Source organism: Guptibacillus hwajinpoensis, from assembly GCF_005144865.1.
Classification (GTDB): Bacteria; Bacillota; Bacilli; order Bacillales; family Guptibacillaceae; genus Guptibacillus; species Guptibacillus hwajinpoensis_A.
Genome location: NZ_SWFM01000001.1, coordinates 144,788 through 169,430 on the forward strand (window position 1 = coordinate 144,788; position 24,643 = coordinate 169,430).

23 protein-coding genes are annotated in these 24,643 nt (G+C 38.6%); 1 reads left to right on the plus strand and 22 read right to left on the minus strand.

Going from position 1 to position 24,643, the window contains the following annotated elements:
• Positions 1-49: 49 nt before the first annotated feature.
• The 15 genes from FBF83_RS00705 to ilvA all read right to left on the minus strand — a co-directional run bounded on the left by FBF83_RS00705 (position 50) and on the right by ilvA (position 18,720).
• Positions 50-1,429 (minus strand): FAD-binding oxidoreductase, encoded by a 1,380-nt coding sequence (locus tag FBF83_RS00705; protein ID WP_136945242.1) that lies wholly within the window; start codon positions 1,427-1,429, stop codon positions 50-52.
• A gap of 146 nt (positions 1,430-1,575) precedes the next feature.
• A complete protein-coding gene (locus FBF83_RS00710) occupies positions 1,576-3,111 on the minus strand; it encodes a flotillin family protein (protein WP_136945243.1) in 1,536 nt (511 codons plus the stop codon).
• A 188-nt stretch (positions 3,112-3,299) separates the two neighbouring features.
• Positions 3,300-3,698, minus strand: coding sequence for a MaoC/PaaZ C-terminal domain-containing protein (locus tag FBF83_RS00715; protein WP_136945244.1), 399 nt, complete (start codon positions 3,696-3,698; stop codon positions 3,300-3,302).
• The gene (locus FBF83_RS00720; RefSeq protein ID WP_136945245.1) at positions 3,695-4,144 is read right to left on the minus strand and encodes a MaoC family dehydratase N-terminal domain-containing protein; all 450 of its coding nucleotides are present in this window, start codon (positions 4,142-4,144) and stop codon (positions 3,695-3,697) included. The genes FBF83_RS00715 and FBF83_RS00720 overlap by 4 nt, the downstream gene beginning before the upstream one ends.
• A 10-nt stretch (positions 4,145-4,154) precedes the next feature.
• Complete coding sequence (locus FBF83_RS00725) at positions 4,155-5,330, minus strand: acyl-CoA dehydrogenase family protein (protein ID WP_136945246.1); 1,176 nt, start codon at positions 5,328-5,330, stop codon at positions 4,155-4,157.
• 166 nt (positions 5,331-5,496) lie between these two features.
• Positions 5,497-6,312: a CAP domain-containing protein gene (locus FBF83_RS20620; protein WP_240687945.1), complete on the minus strand. Its 816-nt coding sequence runs from the start codon at positions 6,310-6,312 to the stop codon at positions 5,497-5,499.
• A gap of 145 nt (positions 6,313-6,457) precedes the next feature.
• Complete coding sequence (gene ppc, locus FBF83_RS00735) at positions 6,458-9,202, minus strand: phosphoenolpyruvate carboxylase (RefSeq protein WP_136946441.1); 2,745 nt, start codon at positions 9,200-9,202, stop codon at positions 6,458-6,460.
• A gap of 262 nt (positions 9,203-9,464) precedes the next feature.
• Positions 9,465-10,124, minus strand: a complete 660-nt coding sequence (locus FBF83_RS00740; RefSeq protein WP_136945247.1) for a potassium channel family protein — start codon at positions 10,122-10,124, stop codon at positions 9,465-9,467.
• 12 nt (positions 10,125-10,136) lie between these two features.
• Positions 10,137-11,450 (minus strand): TrkH family potassium uptake protein, encoded by a 1,314-nt coding sequence (locus tag FBF83_RS00745; protein WP_169525121.1) that lies wholly within the window; start codon positions 11,448-11,450, stop codon positions 10,137-10,139.
• Between the two features lie 182 nt (positions 11,451-11,632).
• On the minus strand, positions 11,633-12,592 hold the full coding sequence (locus FBF83_RS00750) for an MBL fold metallo-hydrolase (RefSeq protein ID WP_136945249.1): 960 nt from the start codon (positions 12,590-12,592) through the stop codon (positions 11,633-11,635).
• Positions 12,593-12,673: 81 nt separating this feature from the next.
• Positions 12,674-13,246, minus strand: a complete 573-nt coding sequence (locus FBF83_RS00755) for a histidine phosphatase family protein (protein WP_136945250.1) — start codon at positions 13,244-13,246, stop codon at positions 12,674-12,676.
• Between the two features lie 27 nt (positions 13,247-13,273).
• Complete coding sequence (locus FBF83_RS00760) at positions 13,274-14,227, minus strand: phosphotransferase family protein (protein WP_169525122.1); 954 nt, start codon at positions 14,225-14,227, stop codon at positions 13,274-13,276.
• Between the two features lie 75 nt (positions 14,228-14,302).
• Positions 14,303-16,228, minus strand: coding sequence for an ATP-dependent DNA helicase (locus tag FBF83_RS00765; RefSeq protein ID WP_136945252.1), 1,926 nt, complete (start codon positions 16,226-16,228; stop codon positions 14,303-14,305).
• 173 nt (positions 16,229-16,401) lie between these two features.
• Positions 16,402-17,364: an LLM class flavin-dependent oxidoreductase gene (locus FBF83_RS00770; RefSeq protein ID WP_136945253.1), complete on the minus strand. Its 963-nt coding sequence runs from the start codon at positions 17,362-17,364 to the stop codon at positions 16,402-16,404.
• Positions 17,365-17,463: 99 nt separating this feature from the next.
• Positions 17,464-18,720 (minus strand): threonine ammonia-lyase IlvA, encoded by a 1,257-nt coding sequence (ilvA, locus tag FBF83_RS00775; RefSeq protein WP_136945254.1) that lies wholly within the window; start codon positions 18,718-18,720, stop codon positions 17,464-17,466.
• A gap of 162 nt (positions 18,721-18,882) precedes the next feature.
• Between ilvA and FBF83_RS00780 the strand changes: the two genes are divergently transcribed.
• Complete coding sequence (locus FBF83_RS00780) at positions 18,883-19,533, plus strand: MtnX-like HAD-IB family phosphatase (RefSeq protein WP_136945255.1); 651 nt, start codon at positions 18,883-18,885, stop codon at positions 19,531-19,533.
• A gap of 97 nt (positions 19,534-19,630) precedes the next feature.
• Here FBF83_RS00780 and kynA read toward each other — a convergent pair whose 3' ends face one another.
• The 7 genes from kynA to FBF83_RS00815 all read right to left on the minus strand — a co-directional run bounded on the left by kynA (position 19,631) and on the right by FBF83_RS00815 (position 24,564).
• Complete coding sequence (kynA, locus tag FBF83_RS00785; RefSeq protein ID WP_136945256.1) at positions 19,631-20,476, minus strand: tryptophan 2,3-dioxygenase; 846 nt, start codon at positions 20,474-20,476, stop codon at positions 19,631-19,633.
• Positions 20,477-20,540: 64 nt separating this feature from the next.
• Complete coding sequence (locus tag FBF83_RS00790) at positions 20,541-20,849, minus strand: hypothetical protein (RefSeq protein ID WP_169525123.1); 309 nt, start codon at positions 20,847-20,849, stop codon at positions 20,541-20,543.
• 24 nt (positions 20,850-20,873) lie between these two features.
• Complete coding sequence (locus FBF83_RS00795; protein ID WP_136945258.1) at positions 20,874-21,140, minus strand: zinc dependent phospholipase C family protein; 267 nt, start codon at positions 21,138-21,140, stop codon at positions 20,874-20,876.
• A gap of 52 nt (positions 21,141-21,192) precedes the next feature.
• Positions 21,193-21,735, minus strand: coding sequence for a site-specific integrase (locus tag FBF83_RS00800; RefSeq protein ID WP_136945259.1), 543 nt, complete (start codon positions 21,733-21,735; stop codon positions 21,193-21,195).
• Positions 21,736-22,030: 295 nt separating this feature from the next.
• Positions 22,031-22,438, minus strand: coding sequence for a hypothetical protein (locus FBF83_RS00805; protein ID WP_136945260.1), 408 nt, complete (start codon positions 22,436-22,438; stop codon positions 22,031-22,033).
• Between the two features lie 197 nt (positions 22,439-22,635).
• Positions 22,636-22,941, minus strand: coding sequence for a hypothetical protein (locus FBF83_RS00810; protein ID WP_338109109.1), 306 nt, complete (start codon positions 22,939-22,941; stop codon positions 22,636-22,638).
• 222 nt (positions 22,942-23,163) lie between these two features.
• A complete protein-coding gene (locus FBF83_RS00815) occupies positions 23,164-24,564 on the minus strand; it encodes a bifunctional metallophosphatase/5'-nucleotidase (RefSeq protein WP_136945261.1) in 1,401 nt (466 codons plus the stop codon).
• Positions 24,565-24,643: the final 79 nt, after the last annotated feature.

A 24,643-nucleotide genomic window follows, 5' to 3' on the forward strand; every position in this document is an offset into this window, starting at 1 on the left:
ATCTGTTTATGTTTTTCTAATAAAAAACCTTTCAATGTGAACGGTTTGGCTAATTAGTAACGCGATCGATTGCGAAAATTTTACCAGGATTTAAAATACCGTTCGGATCGAGTGTTTGTTTAAGTGCCTTCATAACATCTAATGCTGGTCCATGTTCTCTTTGTTGATACTGCGCTTTACCTGTACCAACTCCATGTTCTCCAGTACACGTACCTCCACGTTCCAATGCATAGTGAACAAGATGTTGATTCAATTTCATTGCTCGATCGAGCTCAGCTGAATCAGAAGGATCAATCATGACAATAGCATGATAATTGCCGTCTCCTACATGACCAAGAAGCGCACCGTCTAATCCATACGTTTCAATCGCTTTACGTGCATCAATAATGGCGCCAGTAAGCTCTGATATTGGTACACAAACATCAGTAACCATCATTTTCTTTCCTGGTGACCCATGACTGAAAGAATACGCAAGGTTATGGCGAGCTTCCCACAGAAGCGCCCTTTTCTTCGTATCATGCTCAAAAATAAATTCTTCGCAATCATTATCTTGTGCGATACTTTGTGCAAATGCGACGTCCTGCTTTAACCCTGCTTCATTGCCGTGAAATTCAACAAATAAGGTTGGTTTCTCAATATAGTTCGTTTCATTTGTTTTATTAACCTGCTGGACAGAGCGGGCATCTACAAGTTCGATTCTTGCTACTGGTATTGCTGCATGAAGAATATTAGTCACAGTTGAAACGGCCTTTTCAATTGAAGGAAAAACAATTCTACCAGCTAGCGTAGCTTCTGGTATGCCATAAACGTTAAGGGTAAGTTCAGTGAATGTGCCTAGTGTACCTTCTGATCCGACGAAAAGCCCATTAAGGTGATAACCGGATGAAGATTTTGCCGTCATGCTTCCTGTATGGATAACGCGACCATCAGCTAAAACAACTTCTATATCGCGCACTTGATCACGCATGACACCGTACCGGACAGACGTTGTACCGCTTGCGTTTGTTGCTGCCATTCCACCAATGGTAGCATCTGCACCGGGATCAACAGTAAAAAACAAGCCGTGTTTTTTTAACTCCTTATTTAATTGAGAGCGGGTTACGCCTGGCTGAACTCTTACTAAAAAATCGTGTGGGCGAACCTCAAGTACTTTGTTCATCAATTGAAAATCAATTGAAATACCGCCATGATAAGGAATGACATGACCTTCAAGACTTGATCCAAGTCCGAACGGGATGATTGGCACCTGATTATCATTAGCTGTTTTCATAATCCTGGTTACTTCCTCGGTTGTTTTAGGAAATACGACGACATCGGGGTCATGAGGTGTATGATAGGATTCATCTTTGCTGTGCTGCTCGAGTACTGAAGCATTTACACTAATTTGATCGTCTTCAAGGAAAGTGGATAAAAGGGATAGAAGTTTCAACTAGCTTTCCTCCGTTCATATGTAAAATTTAAACTTTTCTGATAACTACCTCATCACTTTATCATTACTGAATAAAATGCGTCAATCTCAGCAAGATATATAACTAACAAAATAGAGTCTGGCTATATAGCCAGACTCTAAATTCATTAACCTTTCTGTTTGCTTTCTTCTTCCAATTCTTCTTCATAAGCAGTAGCAACTTCGCTAGCATATTGATGTTCTTCTAGTTCGTTCTCTTTCTTAGAAGAGGCGCTTTCTTCATCAGAATCGAAGTCGTTGTAATTCCCTCTCGAAACAAAGCTTTCTAACATTGCTTTTAAGTCCATTCCTGTTGATTCTTTTAGACTTGCTTGAAGACCCGTCATTGTTTTGGTTACGTTGTCTGTAATTTTTGCAGAACCGTTACTAGTACCTCCCCCCATATCAATGACTTTCATTTCTGAAATCTGTGATAGCGGTTGAGCAATTTCGTGTGCATATTTAGGCAACATGTCGACAACCATTTCGATAATCGCTGCTTCACCATATTTCTCCATAGCTGTTGCCATTAATTCTTTTGCTTCGGCTTCAGCTCGTCCGCGTTCTCGAATTACTTCAGCTTCCGCAAGGCCTTTTTGTTTCTCAATTTCAGCTTTTGTTTGACCGTCAATGCGATCTCGTTCAGCCTCAGCTTCCGCTTTTGCACGAATATCGTAAGCATTTGCATCTGCCTGTGTTTTCCTGCGCTTTTGTTCTTCTAACTCTAATTCAACTTGACGCTGACGTTCGATATATTGTACCTGCATCTCTTCCTCTTTAACTTTCTGGTTAAGTCTTGCTTGCTCAAGATTGTAAGATTGTTCTGAACGAGCTCGCCCCCGCTCGATTTCCGCTCTATATTCTGCTTCCTTTACATCTTTATCTTTTTGCGATTGAGCAATATCAATTTGACGTCTGATTTCATCTTCTTCAGCTTCTTGGTCCGTTTTGGCCTTGTGCATGCGGGTTTCACGTCGTGCGTTCGCCTCAGCAATGTCAGCATCTTTTCTAGCCTCAGCGATTCGAGGACGCCCAAGTGCTTCAAGGTACCCGTTCTCTTCGTCGTCATCTTTCAGTTCTTTTAAAGCAAAAGAAGTGATTTCAAAACCGAGGTTTTTTAAATCTTCCTCTGCAATATTTTTCACTTTTTTGTTAACAGAATTAAAATCTTTGTAGATCTCATCCACTGTAAGGGAAGAAATGATTGCGCGAAGGTGTCCTTCAAGTACTTCTTTTAATTCACGTTCTTTTTCCTTTTGTTCCTTTCCTAGAAACTTCTCAGCATAGTTGGCGACAATTTCTAGCTTACTTCCAATGCTAATCTCAGCAACACTTGTTGCTTTAATCGGTACACCTTCTGATGTGTATGCTTTTGGTGAAGCAATTTCTAATTGAAAAGAAGTAAGGTCGATTGGTGTACTCGTCTGGAACATCTTGAGTCGAATCCCGCCACCACGAACGATTTTCATACTCCGTCCATTATCATCTACAAATATCCGATTATCCTTTTCAGCATCACCAAGTTTGGGACCAGTGATAATGAGTGCCTGATTGGAGCTTGCTGTTTTATATCGCTTTTTAAATATGAAAAAGCCGATTCCACCCGCGATTAATAAAAAAAATAAGATAATCCCTGAAATAATCAATCCGATAAATTCCATCATATAATGTTCATCATCCTTTCTCCGTTTTGTAATTCTTACTATGTAATTGCCTTCTCTTTTTCTACGATTGTGACCAAAAATAGTTTCAGAATATACCGAATTAGCTAGAAATTGATGGATTCCAATCAAAAACCGAACCTGAAGGCAGGTTCGGTTAGCTGAACATAATAAATAGTAGGATGTAACGACTAAAAACGTTTTAAGATAGCTTCCCCTTTTACAACCACTTCATCTTTTTGATTCACTGCAAAAACATCAAATTTGTATTGATCATTTTGGATGGATAAAAGTGATGCTTGTAGCGTGATGACATCGTTTAAGAAAACCATTCCTTTAAACGCGACGGAATACTCTTTAAGAAACACCTCTTCGTAATAAGGGGTGAAGAGTTTTGCTAAGTTGCCCATTGTCCACATACCGTGAGCAATAATTCCCGGCAATCCTGCCTTAGAAGCTTCCTCGTCAATTGTGTGAATAGGGTTAAAGTCACCAGACGCACCTGCATACTTAATTAAATCAAGCCTAGAAACAGGTGGAAGGGTTACTTCAAGTGGCGTGCCAATATTAAATTCTTTAACTGTGTTCATGAAGTCATCCCCTTTCTGACGGCTTCAGTGATAATTACTACCTGTTCTTCGGTAAAGATCGTTTGGCCATTAGGTTCTTTACCTTCTCGTTTTAAAATGAGAAATCCTAAAAGACCGCTCTTCCCATTACGTTCGTAATAATCCTCTAATGCTGTAGAGCACATTACGGTCTCACCAACAAGTAGAGGACGATTGTATTGAAATGTTTGTTTCCCATGAATTAAGCCAACATTAGGGAGGTTAAATTCATCTATAACCCCATAATCAAACACTCTAGGATATGTAGGAGGGGCAAGGTTTGTACCATACCTTGAGCGTTTGCCGACTTCTTCATCTGTATAAATTGGAGAAGGATCTCCTATTGCTTTAGAGAACGCTCTGACAGAGCCTAGCTCCACCGTATTTTTTACAGGAATGGATTGTTTTCCGATCATTTCTTCAAACATACAATTCCTCCTAAGCGTATTGTCCGACTTTTACATGCCCTTTTAACAGGTTTCTTGCAATAATGAGGCGTTGAATTTCATCTGTCCCATCATAAATTCTCCAAAGTCTCGCTTCACGGTACCAGCGTTCAATCGGTAACTCTCTTGTGTAACCCATCCCGCCGTGGATTTGTAGAACACGATCGACGACTCGGTTCCCCATGTTAGATCCATATAATTTTGCCATTGAGGCAAGGTGACGGTTATCTTTCCCTTCATCAAGAGTATAGGCAGCGTTTAATACGAGCCATTTCGCGGCTTCAATCTCCACAGCAGAATCTGCAATTTGCCATTGAATGGCTTGGCGTTCTGCAATTGGTTTTCCAAACGTTTCTCGTTCGTTTGCGTAATCGATGGCCATTTTTAACAGTCGCTCTCCTGCTCCCACTGCTGTAGCACCAACGATCCAACGAGCAAAACCAATCCATTCAAGTCCGAGATTATAACCACCATTTACTTCTCCAAGAATATTTTCGTGAGGAACTCTTACGTTATCAAAAACAAGGCCTGCAGGACCCCATTCTCCCATTGTATGAATGTATTCTGACTTCCATCCCATCTCACGATCGACAATAAAGCAAGTAACCCCATCTCGACCAGTAGCAGCGTGCTTTTCTTTGTCAGTGATTGCAATGACCATCACAAAGTCAGCTTCATTACCGCCAGTGATAAAGGTTTTCTCACCATTTAATACCCATTCATCGCCGTCTCGGACGGCAGTCATTCTAATGTTACGCGTATCTGAACCAGCGCCTGGTTCTGTCATGGCAAAACATGATTTCTTATCTCCGTTAATCGTTGGTAACAAATAATTCTCTTTCTGCTCTTCATTAGCATAATATAAAATGTTGTCAGCTCCTCCTCCGAATCGAAAAGGAACGAACGTTTTAGAAACTTCCATCATCACGATTGCCAGCATCATTTGACCAAGGTCCGCACCACCGTATTCTTCGGGTGTGTTAATCCCCCAGAACCCTGCTTTTTTTGCTTTTTGCTGTAGCTCATTCATCTTTTCGGCAGAGATGCCAGGTTTTCCTTCACGCTCATTACGAAGAACTTCATTTTCTAAGGGCATTAATTCATTTTCGACGAACTTGCGAATTGTTTTTTGCACCATAACTTGTTCATCAGTTAAACGTAAATCCATGTTAGATCTCTCCTTAAGTATCTATTTAAGAAACGAAAAACAAAACTTACTAACCGGTTAGTATCCTATTTCGACATTTTGTTTCTTCTTCCTTCTTATTACATAGAGAATGTTTATGTAAGTTAAACAAAAAAGGGGGCCAGGCACGTGCCTGACCCCCTTGCTGCTATTTCCCTATAAACATTTGTGTCCAGTAATGGCCATCTTGCGCGAGTCCAACGCCTATATGAGTAAAGTTTTTATTCATAATGTTCTTACGGTGACCTTCACTCTTCATCCATGCATCAACTACTGCTTCAGGTGTTTGTTGACCCTGAGCAATGTTTTCTCCAGCAGTGTTAAAATCAACACCGAAGTCCCTCATCATGTCAAAAGGTGAGCCATACGTTGGGCTCGTATGAGAAAAGTAATTCTTTTGTTGCATGTCGCGGGATTTTTCCTGCGCTACATCACTCAATGAAGGCATGGCTTTTAAATTCGAAAGGCCTTGCTTTCTTCTTTCAGCATTTGTTAAATCAATTACCTGTTGAACTTCTTTGCTTATTTCACCTGATTGTTTTGGAGCTTTCTTGTTCTCAGTGTTATCTTCCTTAGGTGCGGCTTTTTGATCAGGTTGTGCTTGTCCTGTACCTTGATCTGGACGCATTTTCTGTTGGCGCTGTTGCTCTTCTTTCCCACCAATCCCATATTGTTCAGGGAATCCTTCTGGCAAGTATTCTCTAGGATCTACTCCTTTAGGCAGTGCCTCTTTAAATTCAAATTGCCCATTCTGAACAATTTCACCGTGTGGAAATTTAATACTCGGTGTTTCAGTACTATACGAGTTAGGGTCAATGGTTAGTTGTCCACTGTTTATACGCTGAACACCTTCTGTAGGTGAACTCGTTTTATTGATATTGAGTGCTTCATCGTTATTGTTTGCATTACATGCCCCAAGTAATAACAAGCCTGGAAGCAATAATGGCATTAGCTTCTTGTACATTCGTTGCCCTCCTGTAGTTCAATTTCTTACTGTCTTAGTTTTTCTAAAGAAGGACAAAGTATATGTGGTAAAAAGCGAGAAATCATAAGAAAGGTTCCAGTTAAGCAAAAAAGGCTTCTCTCAATAGAGAGAAACCTTTCGGAAATCAACCAGTGTTTCGAAGACCAGCTGCAATACCATTAATAGTAAGGAGAATTTCTTTCAGTAATTCGTCATCAGAACTTCCATCAGCACGATAAGTTGAGATCAGCTCAACTTGAAGTGAACTCAATGGATCTACGTAAGGGTTTCTTAATCGAATGGAATCTTTAATATTTGGTGTACCATCAAGAAGCTCTGCTTGACCAGTAATCGTTAGAATAACATCTTTTGTCTGATGATATTCGTCAACAATTTTACCGAAAATACGACTTGATAGTTGCTGATCGTCAATGAGATCCATATATTTTTCTGCTGTTGTTAAATCAGCCTTCATTAAGCCCATTTGCAGATTATCAATTAAAGAAGCAAAAAATGGCCAGTTTTCATACATTTCTTGAAGCGTGCTTAAACCGTCTTCAGTGGATGCAAATTCAGTAAGACCAGTACCTGATGCATACCAAGCAGGCATCAACTGACGGCTCTGAGTCCATGCAAATACCCATGGAATGGCACGAAGATCATCAAAGTGATCTGTCCCTTTTCGACTCATTGGTCTTGAGCCGATATTAAGTGCACTAAGCTCAGGTAATGGTGTTCCCTGTTTAAAGTAGGCTAGAAACCCTTCATCTTGAAAGACGAGAGATTGGTAAGTCTTAAGGGAGACTGTAGAGATCTGTTCCATTGCTTTCTGCCATTTCTCTTGTCTGTTATCTTTTTCAATTCCAGTTACAGCCGACGTTAGCAGTGTTGTTGTTGCTTGTTCTAAACTTCTATAGGCAATATCATACAAAAGATAACGTGAAGATAACACTTCACCTTGCTCGGTAATCTTGACCCCAGCTGTGTACGTTTCAGGTGGCTGTGATAATAAACTTCTACGTAGTGGACCGCCACCACGTCCAAGAGCACCACCTCGTCCATGGAAGAACTTCAGACGCAAATTGCGTTCAGAAGCAAGGCGACTAATTTCTTGTTGCGCTTCATAAAGCTTCCAGTTTGCTGTAAGCGTACCGCCGTCTTTGCTTCCGTCAGAATACCCAAGCATGATTTCTTGTCTTTTATCAAGCTTTTCTAGATGTTTTTTGTACACTGGAAGATCAAATAATGTTTCCATAATGGAAGGTCCCGCTTTTAAATCATCAATTGTCTCAAGCAATGGAGCGATGTTCAAATCGCTTTCAATGCTGCCATCTGAATGCAGGCGATAGATGTTTGCTTCTTTAGCAAGAACGAGTACTTCAAGCAAGTCACTTGCTGATTGTGTCATGCTGATTAAGTATACTGAAATTGAATTTACACCAAATTCGTTATGTGCTTTCTTAATCATGTTGAAAATATCAAGGATTTTTCTCGTCTTTTCAGAATAATCTTCGTATGTTGAGAGCACAGGTCTCGGATCTTCTAGCACATTGCTAAGTAATTTAACCTTCTCTTTTTCAGGTAGAGATGCATAGTCATCAGCAACGTTTACTCGTTTAAATACTTCTGAAATAGCTGCTTCATGTTCACCACTATGATTTCGAATATCTAAAGTAGCAAGATGAAAACCAAACAGTGACGCCTGACGTATCAGCTTAGTAAGATCGGCGAAATGGTAACGTTCTGGATGGTGTTGTCGAAGGCTATTGGCGATGAGTTTTAAGTCCTCAATAAAACTCTCTACATCACTGTATCCGTTATCAGAATTAACGCGATTAAGCTTCTCTAATACGTAAGAAAGTTTAATACGATAAGCTTCATGTGCAACTCCCCACTGTTTCACTTCAGGAAGTGCTTCTTTATCTCTTTCGATTGAAGCAATAAGTTCGCCACAAATAGGTATGCGATTGGTGGATTGACTTAACTTTCGCATTAAGTTCTTGATGGATTCTTTATATTTTGAAAGGACAACGTCGCGCTGTCTTTCAAGTGTGTTCCATGTTACTTGAGGTGTGACGAATGGGTTACCATCACGATCTCCCCCAATCCATGAACCGAATTTCAGGATGTTCGGGATGCGCCACTCTGCATCTGGATAGTGTTCATGAAGACACTCTTCAAGTTCTTGGTGAATCTGTGGAAGAACTTCAAAAAGGGTTTCTTCAAAATAGAATAGTCCCATGTTAACTTCATCCATCACTGTGGGCTTTTTATGGCGCAGCTCATCTGTTTGCCATAGTGTGGTAATTTCATTTAATAGCTCTTCTTTAAGTCCTTTTTGCTCGCGTTTCGTAAGCAATGGGTTGTCCAACTGTTGTAACGAGACTGCGATACGCTTATGAATTTCAAGCACGGAACGTCTTGTTGCTTCTGTTGGGTGTGCAGTAAGAATTAGTTCAAGTGAAAGAGATGAAAGTGTATCTTCAATCAGTTCACCTGGTACATTATTTTTCTTGAGAAGTGAGATTGCATGAGGAATCGAACCAGGTTGTGATTGATCCTCTTCAAGCATCTGATAATCACGTCGTCTTCTAATGCGGTGGTTTTGTTCAGCAATATTTACAAGATGAAAATACAATGCAAACGCACGAATGACTTGTTTTCGCATTGGTGGTTTAAGTGTATGAATCTTATCTTTAAGTTCCTGAGATATTTCAGGACTTACTTCCTGTCTAAGTGATTTCGTCTTCTCACGAATCGATTCAACCATATCAAGAAGTTCTTTGCCGCCATGCTGCACTAAAACGTCACCTAATAAGCTGCCAAGCATACTAATGTCACGCCTTAGGGCAACGTGGTGACTCTGATGTGTCGAACGTTCTGTATCCATAGCCATGTACAATCAACCTTTCTTTTTTGTATAGAGACATCTAACCAAATATTAAAAATATTTCAATAAACTTATTATAAACAAGAAAATTTATTCTTGTCATCTTTTATGACACCGCCACTATTACTTTGCAGAGGCTATACCTACTTACATTAAAGGAATGAAAACGCATTCAAATAAAATTTATTTTTTTCGAAAACATATAAAAAACCCCGCACAATATGCGAGGCAATATATCAAATCACTCTACTATCTTTTCACTTTAAATAGAGAATTTCCGTTTGAATTGGTCGATTTTTTTGTTTTCACCAACCATCAAAATGACGTCCCCTTTTTCAAATGCCACTTCAGCATAGCGACTTAAAATAGGTGAATCCTTTCGAAGAATAAGCGATACGTTCAATTCATATTTTCTAGAAAAATCGAGGTCAAAAAGCGTTTTTCCAACTAATTCATCAGGTACCTTAACCTCAATTGCTGATACATTCTTAGTGATTTCGATGTATTCAAGCACATTTGGCATTGTAATTTGCTTAGCAACCTTCATACCTGCTTCTTCTTCCGGGTAGATGACTTGATCTGCACCTAAATTAGACAAGATTTCGCCGATCTCACGACTAACGGCTTTTGTAATAATTTTCTTTGCATTACGATCGCGTAGACGATTTGTGATTAAAATCGCTGAATACGCATCTGTCCCAATAGCAACAAAAACGGCATCATACTGATCCACATTTAAGTCATCCATGACACGATTTTCGCGAAGGTCGCCTACAATGGAATGCGTTGTATAATCATCAACATCTTCTAGTGGACCTTCATCTTTATCACAAACAACAACATCACATTTCTGAGCATATAACTCTCGGATAATTCCTTTAGCGAATCGTCCAGCTCCAATAACCAAAAATTGCTTACGCATATTGACCACTCCTTAACCGACAGCGAGATCCTCTTTTAAATAACGCGTTCGTGACTTTTCTATTTTGAACACAACATAAATGAAACTAAAGACACCAATTCGTCCGATGATCATTAATATACATAGAAGTAATTTAGAAATGCTAGCGAGTTCTGCTGTTATTCCCATCGAAAGACCAGTATTGGTAAGTGCTGAAAGAACTTCGAACGCAACCATTTCGATTTCCTGTGTCTCAAAAATCGAAAGAAAAATGGTTGAGAAACCGAATAAGAATATAAAAGTTAATAAAATAAGAAACGATTTGTTAATCGAATCCTGAGAAATCGTCTTCTTAAACAATGTTGTATTTTCTTCCGATCGTGCAACAGATACCATCTTAGCAACTAATACAGTAAATGTTGTTAAACGTAAGCCTCCACCTGTACTAGAAGAAGCACCACCGATAAACATCAAACTCATCAAAATTAAGATGGTTGTTATATTAAGTGTTGAGATATCAACCGTTGTAAGTCCACCGTTTCTTGATGTTGCAGATAAGAAAATGATGTTAACGAGTTTATTGAATAATGAGAGGTGGCTAAATACCCCATTATGCTCCATTAGGAAGTAAACGACTGTTCCGAAAAGAAATAAAGAACTGTGCAGTCTAATGTTCACTTTTGTAAATAAACTTTTCTTCTTTCGAAATGCAAATATGTATTCGACTATGGTCGGAAATCCAAGACTTCCAAGAAAAATCATAGTAGCAGACGTTAATAAAAGCAACCAGTTATCTTGAAAGGAAATTAAGCTATCTCCGAATAGATCAAACCCGGCATTGGTAAAACTTGCTACACTGTGAAAAACCGTGATAAAGATCGCTTCTTTAAGCGAACTGGATTGTTCATGTATACCATTGAACATTAACCCAAAACCTATAGCTTCAACTGTTAAGGCAATCATTAATACAGAAAGACTTAATGAACGAATTGTTTTTAATTGCGTTTGATTCTGGTCTTTAGAGATTAACAGCATGCTCGACAACGTTAGTTTTTTCCCCATCATCATAAACAAATAACTAACGAGTACTAGTATTCCAATACCGCCAAGCTGCATTTCAATGATTAACATCGCTTGACCAATTCTTGTGAAATCGGAAGAAATGTTTAAAACGGATAGCCCTGTTACACTAAGCGCGCTTGTTGAGACGAACAAGGCATCAATCACTTGAATTGAACCGATATGAGAGATTGGCAGTAAGTAAAGAGCTGCAAATAAAAGAATGGTTCCCATATACATGATGAAAATATATCGAAAGGATTTAATTGTTGATTTATTCTTAAGCATAGCATCTCTCCACATATGTTCTTTCTAATTTATTCCTGTCAATCCACTATATCATAAAAAATACTTATGCTTCACTCTCTGTAATACGGATAGCGATTGTACAAATCTGTTAATGTCTTCGCTCGTGTGTTAAGGACATTATTTTACCTAATTTTACATTAATAAACCTCTTAAGACGATTCTTAAGAGGTTTTGTTTGCTGTTTTTGTATAGTAATCTATAAGACCCATCGCGCACACCTTTAAATCGACGCTGATATAGTTATAAACAACATGGTCTTCTGGGACATCATGCTCATCTAACTTCGTTTGAACGAGGAGTAACAGCTCATCTGCTAAAAGATCGCACTGTTCATCAAAGGAATCCTCTTCTGATCGATCAACTATTGTTTCGGTTTTATCAAGAAAAACTGTCAACCAGTGCTTAAGCTGTCTAGATACTTCAAGAGGATTGTTGGACTTACCATAATGGCCAAAATAAATGGCAGTGGGATGGTAAGAAAAGATTTTTTCAGCTGAATCAAGCATTGCTTCAGGATCAAATTGATTCGGTGATGTGGAAGGCAGATACAATTCGAAATCCAGCTGAGGGTAATAAACCCCCACCGTATCTCCTACAAAGACACCATTCGTCTTTGAATCATGTATGGAAAAATGATGCTTGGCATGCCCCGGTGTATCCAAAAACGTTAGCGTTCTGTTGGGGCCAATTGGTAAGGTGTCACCATCATTCATCACCAATAAGCGATCCTCAGGAATGGGCACAATAGGATCAAAAAGTTGATCAAATTTACTCCCATAAACTGCTTTTGCTCCTTGGATGAGACGTTCAGGATTAGAAAGATGACGCGCGCCTTTTGGATGCACAATAACACGTGCGTTTGGGCACTTCTCAAGAAAGGAACCAGCGCCTCCAGCATGATCCAGGTGAATGTGAGTAACGATAATATTCTTAATCGACTTTAATTCAATATTAAGATCGTTGAGCCCTTCGATTAAATAAGGTATTGAGGGAGTTGCACTTGTTTCAATGATGGTGAGCTCTTGTTCATGCAGTATGTAACTTCCTGTTCGTTTTTCAAGCGTTAAGTCGTAGAGGTCAACAAGTGATAAGTCTTCCCCAATTCTAAGCGTTTCTAGCATATCAATCTTCCCTCCAAGCGTTATCAAACTCTTATAGGAAACAATTTCTATCTATTAATTGGAAATCCTTTTTTAATTCAATTATTGATTCAGATGAGCCGTTGAGTTATAAACCTCATGCTTCCAGCCTTCATCCTGTTTCTCTAATATCGTTAGCGATGTATTATAGAGGTGACTATCGTGATTAAGAGCGGGTAATACATCTTTAAAAAAGTGTCTCAAAAAGGAGCCGTGACTAACAATTAAGATATTTTTATCCTGATAGGTTCTCTGGAATTCGTTGATAGCCTCTGTTGCCCGTGCCACTACAAGCTCTTCGGCTTCAATACCAAGGTCTAACTCTCGCCACCTCTCTCCCCACTTGTTAATACGTTCTTGTTCTGTTGTTCCTTCGATCATACCTCCTCCAGCTTCCCGTAAGCGTTGATCGATCATTACATCAATCCCGAGCTTCTCAGCAATAATGTCAGCTGTTTGTTTGGCTCTTGCTAAATGACTCGAGAAAATGATATCCCATTTATCATGATCAAGATGTTGTGCGAGCTTTGCTGCGTCTTTCCGGCCACCATGATCAAGGTGAATATCTGATCTTCCCTGTGCTCTCTTCTCTTTGTTCCATGATGTGCTACCATGTCGAATAAATCCAATTCTCATCTCTACTCTCCCTTTATAGAATCATTCTCATTTCCATGAGTCATTTAATGTAATATTAATTAGCCTTTGGATATCTTGTACACGGTTTTCTCCACAAACTTTTTGGTTGAGTAAACTGCATAGAGATACTAAATCTGCAAGCTTGGCTAACTTTCTCCAATTTTCACTTAACGTAATTCCGCCTTCGCTCAGGCCTGTGATTAGACCAGATTCAAATGATGACATATGAGAATACTGGTAACGAAGCATGTTGCCAATATCAAAATAGATACTTCCTGATAGAGCAAACTCCCAGTCTAGTACAGCGCTAACATCTGATCCATTCATTAAGAGGTTTAGACCATTAAAATCACCATGAACAAGTTTCGGTCCACTTTCATCTTCTTTAAATAGATGGGCGTTCTCCCTCGTAAACCTATGTATCTGATCAATTACATCATTCGGTAACCACTTGGATGCATAACCAGTTGTAAAGAAAGACTCAATTGTTGAAATGAAGTTTTCAGGTGTTAAGCGGAATTCTTCTGCAACAGTTAAATTCGTGTCTAAAAATCCAAACGCATCAAAAGTTAGTTCTCGAATTGCTGCTAGTTGTTGACCAATGGATTTCCCCATTCTGGTCATGTTATTCGGAGAAGAATCAGTTAAATGTTGATAAAGCAAGGATCCTTTTTTCCATTCCAGAATACCTACTCCATACCCGCTCCACTTTGTTAGATGTAAGAAACGCGGTGACCTCACTTTGCCTGGTAAAGTGGCGTGAAGCGTTTCTTCTTTTAATAGGCTCTCGTAGTTTCCGGTCACACGTACAACGACGAAATCCCCTTCAAGCTTTACCTTGTAATTTGTATGGCTTAACCCACCAGAAAGAAGTGTTACGTTCTGAACAGTGTGGTAACTAGAATAGCTTCGAATAATTGATTGAATAGCTTCAACAGGAATTTCGATAATAGGATTGTGACGTTCCCAATTTGTTTTCATGTAACCCCTCCCATTCGTTATCATATCAACTTCATAACAAAAAAGCTCTTTCTCGAAAGAGAAAGAGCTTATAAATTAGGTCCAGTTTATTGGTAAAGGTAAAACGTCTTGGACCTGTTTTTCATACTTCGTAACCTGGTCTTTTGACATCCAAATTCGAACAGAACCGTGGTCATCACTACTTCTGATCAATCGTCCAATTCCCTGCCTAAGCCTGAGTAGCATATATGGCAAGTCAACTTCAGCGATTGGATCCGACGCATGACTTCGCTTGGCTTGGAAAACCGGATCGTTTGGAGGGAAGGGTAATGATGAAATTAATACCTGGGTAAGAGATTCACCTGGTACATCTAGACCTTCCCAAAGATGATAAGAACAAAGCACAGCTGAGTGGTCACGCTGGAACTGTTTCACTGTTTCACTAATCTCTCTGTCACCTTCATAGATCATCTCAAAGTTCCAACTCTGACTATCTGCCCAGTCACGGAAACGATTCATTTCTTCAAGCGAAGAGAATAAAAGTAAGGAGTGACCTTTGTTTTCTTTAAGGGCTTTACCCATGGCTTCCCACTTCTCGGTTTCGTTTTCTGAAACTGTTCCATTCATCTTCATTTGAGTTTCATAATCAAAAGGTGAATTAACAGAGAAAGAAGCGTATTTTTGAATACCGAGGCTGCTTGCAGTGTATGAGAAGTTACCTGCTTGAGACAGTGTTGCAGAAGAAAAGACGAATGGGATTTTTTGCGAGAAAACTTCCTTTCGTAAAATATCTTCTACAAGTCTTGGCATGATCACAAGAGACGTCTGGTTTTCTGTCTCCTCTAACCAGTGAATGCCTTGTCCGTCCTGTAGTAACGTTCTTAGCCCATAGGCAAAGAATTCAAGGTATTCTTCCATGATTTTCACATGGTAATCTTCCATAACATAAAGTTCAGAATCAAAAACGAGCTGTTCCAGCAATGCGTCGACTTTTTCAGCGATCGTCTTTGCAGTTGAAAGCATCGTTTCCGTTCGTGGCACATCTTTACGTACCGACCCTTCCACAGCTTTAGAAGATTTGCTTAGATGAGCAAACCATTCATCGTGCAGTTCAAGAATATCTTCGACAAGTGTTAAAGATTCTTCACGAACATCCTGATCCATATACCCTGTTAAAATGCTAGAGAGTGTTTCGGAATGAAAACGATAAGTTAATCCTTTTTGTGCTGAAAATTCAAGAAGGTGACCTTCATCGAAGACGACTGTACTTGCTTCAGGTAACAAAGGGAGCTGTCCTTCACGTTTACGAGACTCCTTTGTCCAAATATGTTCCATGTAAAAATCATGTGAACAGATGATGAGATCACTAGCATGACGGTAATACTCTCGATTTAATGTTTGACCACAGCGGTGTCGCCAATCACATGTAGAGCATTGCTGCAATGGATCCCACGCAATTTGCTCCCACTTTTCATTCGGTACCCAGGGATACTCTTTACGATCACCGTAGCGTTTGAAAGATTTCATCGATGCTGCAGGCTCGTATACGAATTCTGGTATTTCATCATGAACGCTTAGAATATCTTCATCATCTGTACGATGAGCAAGATGATCAAGCTTCTTCACGCACACATATTGCTCTCTTGCTTTCGCAAGTCTTACATCAACGGTTAAACCGAGGGCTTTTTCAAGCTTCTCAATATCTCCGCCTTCTTTAACGAGCTGCTCAATAAGCGTTTCATCAGCACATGAAATAATCGCTGGTTTACGTGTGTAGCGTGCGTAGCAAATGGCGTAAAGCAAATAAACAAACGTTTTACCTGTTCCAACGCCTGCTTCTGCGAAAACGACACTTTTATTTTTAAAAGCCTGTTCGATTTGAAAGGCCATGAAGATTTGTTCATCACGTAGCTCATAACCGTGTTCAGGTAGGATGTCATAGAAAACATCCCCAATATAGTCACCGAGCTTTTCGAAGAAAGAATCTTCTTTTGTAATTTCAAAAGGTAATGATTGGGTCATGTACGGTCTCCTCTTCTAGCTTGATCCGTCCTGTATAGTAGAACAACTCTGTCATCCATAGCGACAGCTGTGGTTTCTTTTGTTTATCTTGCTTGTATATGAATGTACCAATATGAAAAACAAGAAAACCACCTTTTATCATAACAGATTTTGTGTTATTAGTGAAAAAAGATCTACTGTTGAATCAGCGCCTCACCTATTAATTGAAAGGAGCTTAAACGGTCACGTCTACTTGGTATCATTGTTGTAATCATCAACTCATCTGGTTGATAGTTAGTCTTTAACTCCTCTAACTGTTGTACAACGTCATCAATCGTCCCTGCTATTAGCTTAGAAGAAGGATTAGGTTCTACGTTGATTTCCTTTGCTTCTTCAAGAGTTGGTAATTTCTTCTCGCCCTTTGATTGAATGTCATTCAAAACATGAACCCAATGTGCAAGTTCTTCTGCGCGCTCTTTTGTTTCACTACAGATCACAGATACAGCAAGTAAAGTGTATGGGTTACTTCCGACAAACTCACTTCTATATGTGTCTAATAGCTCGTTACCGTCTTTATCGCTCATAAAATATCCGAATGCGTAAGACATCTTATTTTTAGCTGCAAGCTTCGCGCTTTTCATTCCGGTTCCCAGTAACCATGGTTCAGGTGCTAAGGTAGGAACAGGTGCCGCATCTAAGCTATGGTACATATGATTCTGAGGGAAGCTCCTTCTCATGAAGCGAAGCAGTTCTTCGACTTTCTCTGGCATACGTCTAACTTCTTCAAGAAATCGTCCTGATAGGGCTGTTGTTGCTTCTGCAGAGCCACCAGGGGCACGCCCTAGTCCTAGATCAATTCGTCCAGGAAATAAAGTAGCTAGTGTGTTGAAAGTTTCGGCTACTTTATAAGGTTTGTAATGAGGCAGTAGAATCGCTCCTGCACCTATTCGAATTCGTTTCGTATGTGCACCAAGGTAGCTAATGAGAATTTCTGGTGCAGGACAAGCTACATGTTTAAGGTCATGGTGTTCTGTAATCCAGTACCTTGTGTAGCCTAGCTTATCTGCAAGTACTGCAAGTTCCTTTGACGCTTGAAGTGCATCAGCTACCGTTTCTCCTATATAGAGTGGTGTTTGATCGAGAATACTTAATTTCATGCTACACCTCTTTTTAGAACAATCTACTTCTATCTATCATTTAGAAAGAAGAGACCCAATTATACTCTGATTATGATAAAAACGCCCTGTTCGGGCGTTTTAGATTAATAAGTTAAAAAGGTCTTGATCTTTATTGATTTCGATATATGAAAAGCCTTTACGGTTCATACGATCAATTAATGGTTCATAGTCTTCTTTTTGTTTCAACTCAATTCCAGCAAGGACAGGCCCACGGTCTCGATTATTCTTTTTCGTATATTCAAAGCGGGTAATATCATCAGTTGGGCCGAGGACATCTGCCATAAACTCTTTCAATGCGCCTGCTCGCTGTGGAAAATGGACGATGAAATAATGTTTTAACCCTTCATATATGAGCGATCGCTCTTGAATTTCTTGCATCCGGTTAATATCATTATTACCACCACTAATTACACATACAACATTTTTCCCTTTAATCTGATCCCGATAAAAATCTAGCGCTGCAATTGACATAGCACCTGCTGGTTCAGCTACGATCGCATTTTGATTATATAACTCAAGGATAGTCGTGCAAATCTTACCTTCAGGTACAAGGACGATATCGTCAAGAATGTGTTTACAAATATCAAGCGTTAACTTACCAACTTGCTTAACGGCAGCCCCATCAACAAATTTATCAATGTAATCAAGTGACAGCACCTCGTCATGATCAAGAGAATTCTTCATACCAGGGGCACCCTCTGGTTCAATTCCAACAATTTGTGTATGAGGACTAATGCTTTTAACGTATGAACCAACACCAGATGCAAGTCCTCCCCCTCCGATTGGTAGCATCATAAAGTCCACTTCATCAATGTCGTTCATAATTTCTAATCCCACTGTTCCCTGTCCTGCAATTGTTCTGTAATCGTCGAATGGATGTATAAATGTCTTGTCATTCGAGTTACAAAACTTCTTAGCAGTTTGAAAAGAGTCATCAAACGTATCACCAGTTAAGATTACTTCTACATTTGATCCACCAAACAGTTCTACTTGAGTAACCTTCTGACGAGGTGTAGTTGCCGGCATAAAGATATGACCTTTAATGTCAAGCGTCTTACAAGAAAAAGCAACACCCTGCGCATGGTTACCTGCGCTAGCACACACTATGCCATTGGCCTTTTCATCTTCATTCAAACTGTGAATAAGATTATAAGCGCCTCTTATCTTAAAAGACCTTACGTTTTGAAGGTCTTCACGCTTTAAATAAACATTGCTGTTATATCGATCAGAAAGGATTTCGTTACGCTGCAGTGGAGTAGGCACTACAACTTCCTTTAATACTTGATTTGCGATAATGACATCTTCTACCTGTACTTTGCTGATTGTTTTACTCATTCTCGCACTCCTTCTGATTAATAAGAATAGTTTAACTTTTTAAAATTCATTTTAACACAATTTAATGCGGTTGTACGTTATTGTTCTAAATGTCGTTAATTTCTTTTCAATAGCGAACCATGCTACAATTCTAAAAGATAACGAATAGTAGGAGGCTATCTCATGGGGAACTGGGCATTTGTATCTGATTTTGACGGTACCATATCGAAAAAGGATTTCTATTGGCTTGTCATTGAAACGTATTTTCCAGAAGGTCAGGAGCTCTATAAAAAGTGGAAAGCTGGAGAATATCAGGATATTGATTTTCTGCAGAAGGTATTTAAATCGATTGATCAAAACGAAGACCAAATAATTAAAGATATTCGATCACTACCTATTGATGAACACGTTCCCTCATTTATAAAAACTGTTCAGCAGAGCGGCGGGGATTTTTATATTTTGAGTGCGGGTACTGATTATTACATTGAACATATTCTTCTGCACTATGGTATTGATAATGTGCCTGTTTTTTCTAATAAAGGCTATTACGAGAATCAAAACGTACACCTTTCAATTGATGAAAACCACAAACATTATTCAAGAAGGTATGGCATTGACAAATCCAAGGTCATAGAAGAAATGAAAGAAAAGTATGATTTTGTTTACTTTGCTGGGGATAGTGAACCCGACTCTCATCCTGCGAAAGTAGCCGATCTTACATTTGCAAAAGATGCACTTCAAGATATTTTAAAGGAAAATGGGGTGCCGTTTATCGGTGTTAATTCGTTTAAAGAGATTGAGAAGATTTTTCGTAATAAAGGAATCCTTAGCTAGTAATCTTTTTATAAAAGGGGCTTAAATTAAAAAAAATAGACGCTCTATTCACAGCGTCTATTTTTTTAATTTGTTAACATAATGATTTTATTGTCATTTATAGTTCAGTTCGAATATCCCAAAGCTCTGGGAAAAAGCGATGATCCAGTACTTTTTTTAGATACCCTACACCCGATGATCCTCCTGTTCCTTTTTTAAACCCAATAATGCGTTCAACTGTTTTCATATGGCGAAAACGCCACTGCTGAAGCCAGTCCTCAATATCCACGAGCTTTTCAGCGAGTTCGTAAAGATCCCAATGCGTTTCAACATCGCGGTAAACCGATAGCCATGCCTTCATCACCGACTCATTTTTCTCATAAGTAACGGTTACGTCCCGCGTAAGTATATTCTCATCAATTGGTAATCCTGCTTTTGACAGGGCCTGAATGGCAACGTCATAAATACTTGGAGCCTCGTAGGCTTCTAATAAATGCTGATGAAGTTCCTCATCCTTTTCATAAATTTTAAGTACGTGTGAAGTTTTGTATCCAAGTGCAAATTCGATCATACGGTATTGATACGACTGAAACCCTGAAGCCTGGCCAAGTGAATCTCGGAATTCCATGTATTCAGATGGTGTTAACGTGGAGAGCACGTCCCATGCTTGGATAATTTGCGTCTGTGTTTTTGACACCCGAGCAAGCATCTTAAAAGCTGTAGAAAGTTCATTGTTTTCAATTGACTCAATCGCCCCTCTTAGTTCGTGGAGAATCAACTTCATCCAGAGTTCGCTTACTTGATGAATTATAATAAAAAGCATTTCATCATGATGCTCTGAAAGGCGGTTCTGACCAGAAAGAATCTGATCAAGATTTAAATACTCTCCGTATGTCATATTGTTTTTAAAATCAGTATGTATAGATGCTTCAGTTGTATCGTGACTATTATATTTTTTGTTCATTGAAGTACCTCCTTTTTTATGTAAGCGAATACAAAAAACGAATAAATTTTGACGAGTTTCTTCATTAATAATAGGATCTTATCGCAATCGCTCCTTTTTTCGAAGCTGATTCAATATAGCCAACCATTTGATCTAACGTAAAAACGGTTAATGGTTTAACTTCATGCAAGGTGAAATCAGATATAACTTCAAATAATAACTTTACCACTTTATCACCAGATACCTCATCAAGATCTTCAATAGACTGATTTAAAAGTGATTGAAACATTGATTGATTTTTTCCGTATGTTTTGGCTAACTTACTGTTTAAACGTCTAAAGTCCTCTTGATAGGTAAAATAAAAGTTTTCTTTATGCTCCATTCGGTTTTGCAACCAGCTTTAGTAAAAACCATTTAATTACAGCTCATCTGCAATAAGGTGAACGTAGTATCCTAGTAGATAGTCATCTGGTAGATCATCACGGTACTTCGTGAAGAAGGCTTGAAGATTCACTCGTTTAGAGAAATCATTGGTATTTCCTTCATAGAAATGAGATCGGTCTTTCTCATCACCTGTTACAGCGTCAGGGGCAACACTACCCGCAAGGAAAGCACTTCTATTAACAATAGGGATTTGTTCGGTTACACGATCGGCAATGAGTAAATGCATCAATCTGGAGCCCACATTCCCCCTCCTTTCCCATCAAAAGTATAACATGCTTGAAACACTGAATTTATTACAAACTGAAGTTGAACAGAGATTCATCAATTTGCTCCTGCTCAATTCCGATGTATCTCAGTGTAATAGATGGTGCAGAATGGCCAAATATTTTCTGAAGCATCGCGACGTCTTTTGTTTGTTTGTAATAAAAATACCCAAACGTTTTCCTCATTGTATGAGTACCTATTTCTGAAAGTCCAGCTTCCGCTGCAGCCTGATTTAATATTTTGTATGCCTGCCCTCTTTGGATTGGTAAATCTGTTTTGTGAGAAGGAAATAAGAAATCTTGTTCTTGCATATCAAACGTATACGATTCAATTAGCTCTTTAAGCGAATAATTTATTGGAAATCGCTTCGTTTTCCCAGTCTTTTTCTCTTTGATGACAATGTGTGTTTGATTTCGAACATCTCCTACACGTAATGGAAGCAAATCACTAATTCGAAGTCCAGTGTTAATTCCCATTAGAAACAAAAACCAATCTCTGGAATTTCGCCTTCTTAGATTCTGTTTAATCAATTTTATCTTCTGAGGGTCTCGAATCGGCTGAACCGTGTTCATGGAGACACCCTCCTTTCGATATCCAATATGTATCATTAACGATAAATAATGCTTCAATAAGTTTCATTATACCTTTCCTCACTTCGTACGAAAAGAAAAAAACCGCGAAAACCAAGCTTTCATTCATTTTCATAATGATACACAATATATGTTTTGTGTCATTGTGTAGAAATAGTCGCATTTAGATTAAAGTGATCGGTATTATCTCCATTAATGTAAGGATGATCAAAATCAAAGAACCATCTGCTTAAAAAGCAGATGGTTGTTTAAAAGTACGAACAATTTATCTAAAGATTTACTCTTTGCTGGTTTTAGTTTCATATCCATAATGTTTTATGGTAAAGAAAGATATTACTCCAAAGGTGATAAATGCAAAGAGACTAATGATGACTGTAGAAATTCCTGCTTGCCATGGTAATATGACCTTTCCTTGAGAAGCGTTAAGTGGAATGACAATCGCCCAAATAATTGCTCCCCAAATTGCTCCGATCAGAAATACATTCAGCTGTTGGAGTATTTTCAGTTTCCTCGTTAGAAATAGTAAGATGTAACCTGCGACTTGGCCCGCAAGAATATGAGTAATAAATTGCATCAATGTTAAGTTTGCTCCGAGTTTAGAAAATCCGCTTGACTCTGCTAGCATAACAATTCCTGCCTGGATTAAAGAACCGATTATAAATCCAATTGAATACTTAAAGGACATCTGCAGCTCCTCATTTTTCATATTGTTTTCTGAAGAGCTTTTTATATTCTGTTCCTCTTACAGATACAAATCTTTACATAGTTAGGTATGATAATTTCTTGGAATGATTTTATGAAAAAAAGCAGGCTAGTTGCCTACTTTAGTTATGGACTTCTAGGTTTTTTATTGTTAGTTGTTAAATACGACTTTAAATTTGATTAGTTTAGTACGGTAATTGAAATTTTTAGATGTGTAGGTGCAACGACTTCTACCTTAATAGGATTCGGATCTTCAACATAAAGAGCATAATGCCTTTTCCCTCCTCCAAAAGGATATTTATCTTTATAAAGAATTTCGATACCCATACTCTCCAACTGATCATTCAGATAATTAACATGATCCCTAGACTTTGCATGAAAAGCGTTATGGTTTAGGCCTATTCTTTTACGATGATAACTATGATCTACAAAAGACTCTTCTACTTGCACAAGTACGATGTAACTTTCTATCCACTTCCAACTCATTCCTTCATCCCATATTTGAAACGGTCTGTATTCAAGCTCTTCTAATAACCAACCCCAAAAACACTACTCTTTTCAAGATCTGAAACATACAACTCAATGTGATGTATCAATAGATCACCTCTTGTTTTCGTTAAAATGATGTAAATGATCATATTATTATTATGTAAACTAAATATCCCAGACAGAAATGACCTCTGTCTGGGATATTAATGTTACTATGATTTATGGACGATTAATGGACACGACTGACTTCTTTAGGAACCAACGGTTTTTAAAGGCATTTGTTACAAAGCTATCTTTTTTTGCATACTCTCTTATCACATCTTTTATTTCATCAGGTTGATATGAAAAGTTTCGATTGTTTGCGAGGTCAGGATAGCCAGATCCTCTTAATAAATAATCAGATGAAGCTACTCCGTACCACTTTTCTTCCTCAAGCAGCTGTCCGTTTACTGTAAGAGAGATAATTTTAGTCCCATTGTGGTTAATTTCAATCCCTGAAACATGAAGTCTTCCTGCGTATTTACCTCTAAAACCAGGCCCCCTTCCATCCGCCATACATACTGAACTATCAAGGGAACTTTCTAGAGCACTCTTAAGATGTTTACCCTGAATTTCAAAATAAGTTGGATTTAATGGTGATGGGCATATTTCAAACAATTTCTTATTGGATACAAAATCGACAATGCCACCATTTGCAATACCACTATTAATGATAGCTATCTCACACTGAAATCGATCTTTTAACCCATCTGCAATTAAATTTGTTAGTGGATTCTCTTCTATAACGTCATGCCACAGCGTGGAAGCGACAGGGTAAAGCGGCTCACTTAAATTAGCAATGGCTTCTTCTTTACTAGAAACCAAAATACACTTAATATCCTCGTCCTCTGCAGCTTTCGACGTTGAAATCGTGGATGAGGCTAGTAGCTCTAATGATCCATTTCTGTATTCCATTTCAACAATGCCAACATGTTCACCGTACATCCCAGCTGAATTTAAGATCGTGCCGTTTACTACTTTTGCTTCTTCATAAAGGACATGGTCGTGAGCTGAAAGAATTAAGTCAATTTCATCAATTGCTTCTGCTAATTCAATATCTGCTTCTGTTCCAATATGATTCAATACAATGCATATGTCATATTCATTTTGGTATTTCGTAATTTCTTTTCGTATTGACTCTTTGTAATCATTGATTTGAAATCCCATTAAATCATTGAATTCTTGTAAATCTGGAGATGCTCCTGTAAGCAATATACGTAAACCATTTTTATGTAGTATGATACTGCTCCTAACACCTTCGAATGAATCTCCATTTGCTTTAAGCAGGTTACAACTAATGAAAGGTACAGCAGAATTCACTGCCATATGCTCTAATGTATCATTTCCATTAAACAATTCGTTGTTTCCAATTGTTAGAGCTTTATATCCTGCGGATTCGAGCATTTTGACCGCTGCTAATCCTCTCGTCCCCTGAAGTTCTATACTTTTAAAATCAGCAAAGTCACCTCCATCTAAAAGTAAAGTGTGCTCATCTGAGTAGTGCCTTATTAAAGATGTTGCTCTTGAAAAGTTCTCAAAATGACTATGAATATCGTTAGTATGTATGATGTTAAGCTTCATGATTGTCCCCCATTGTGGTCTTTTCGTCTACTCTACTTATTTCGAAAGATGATGAGAAAGTCCTGCTTAATCCTTGATT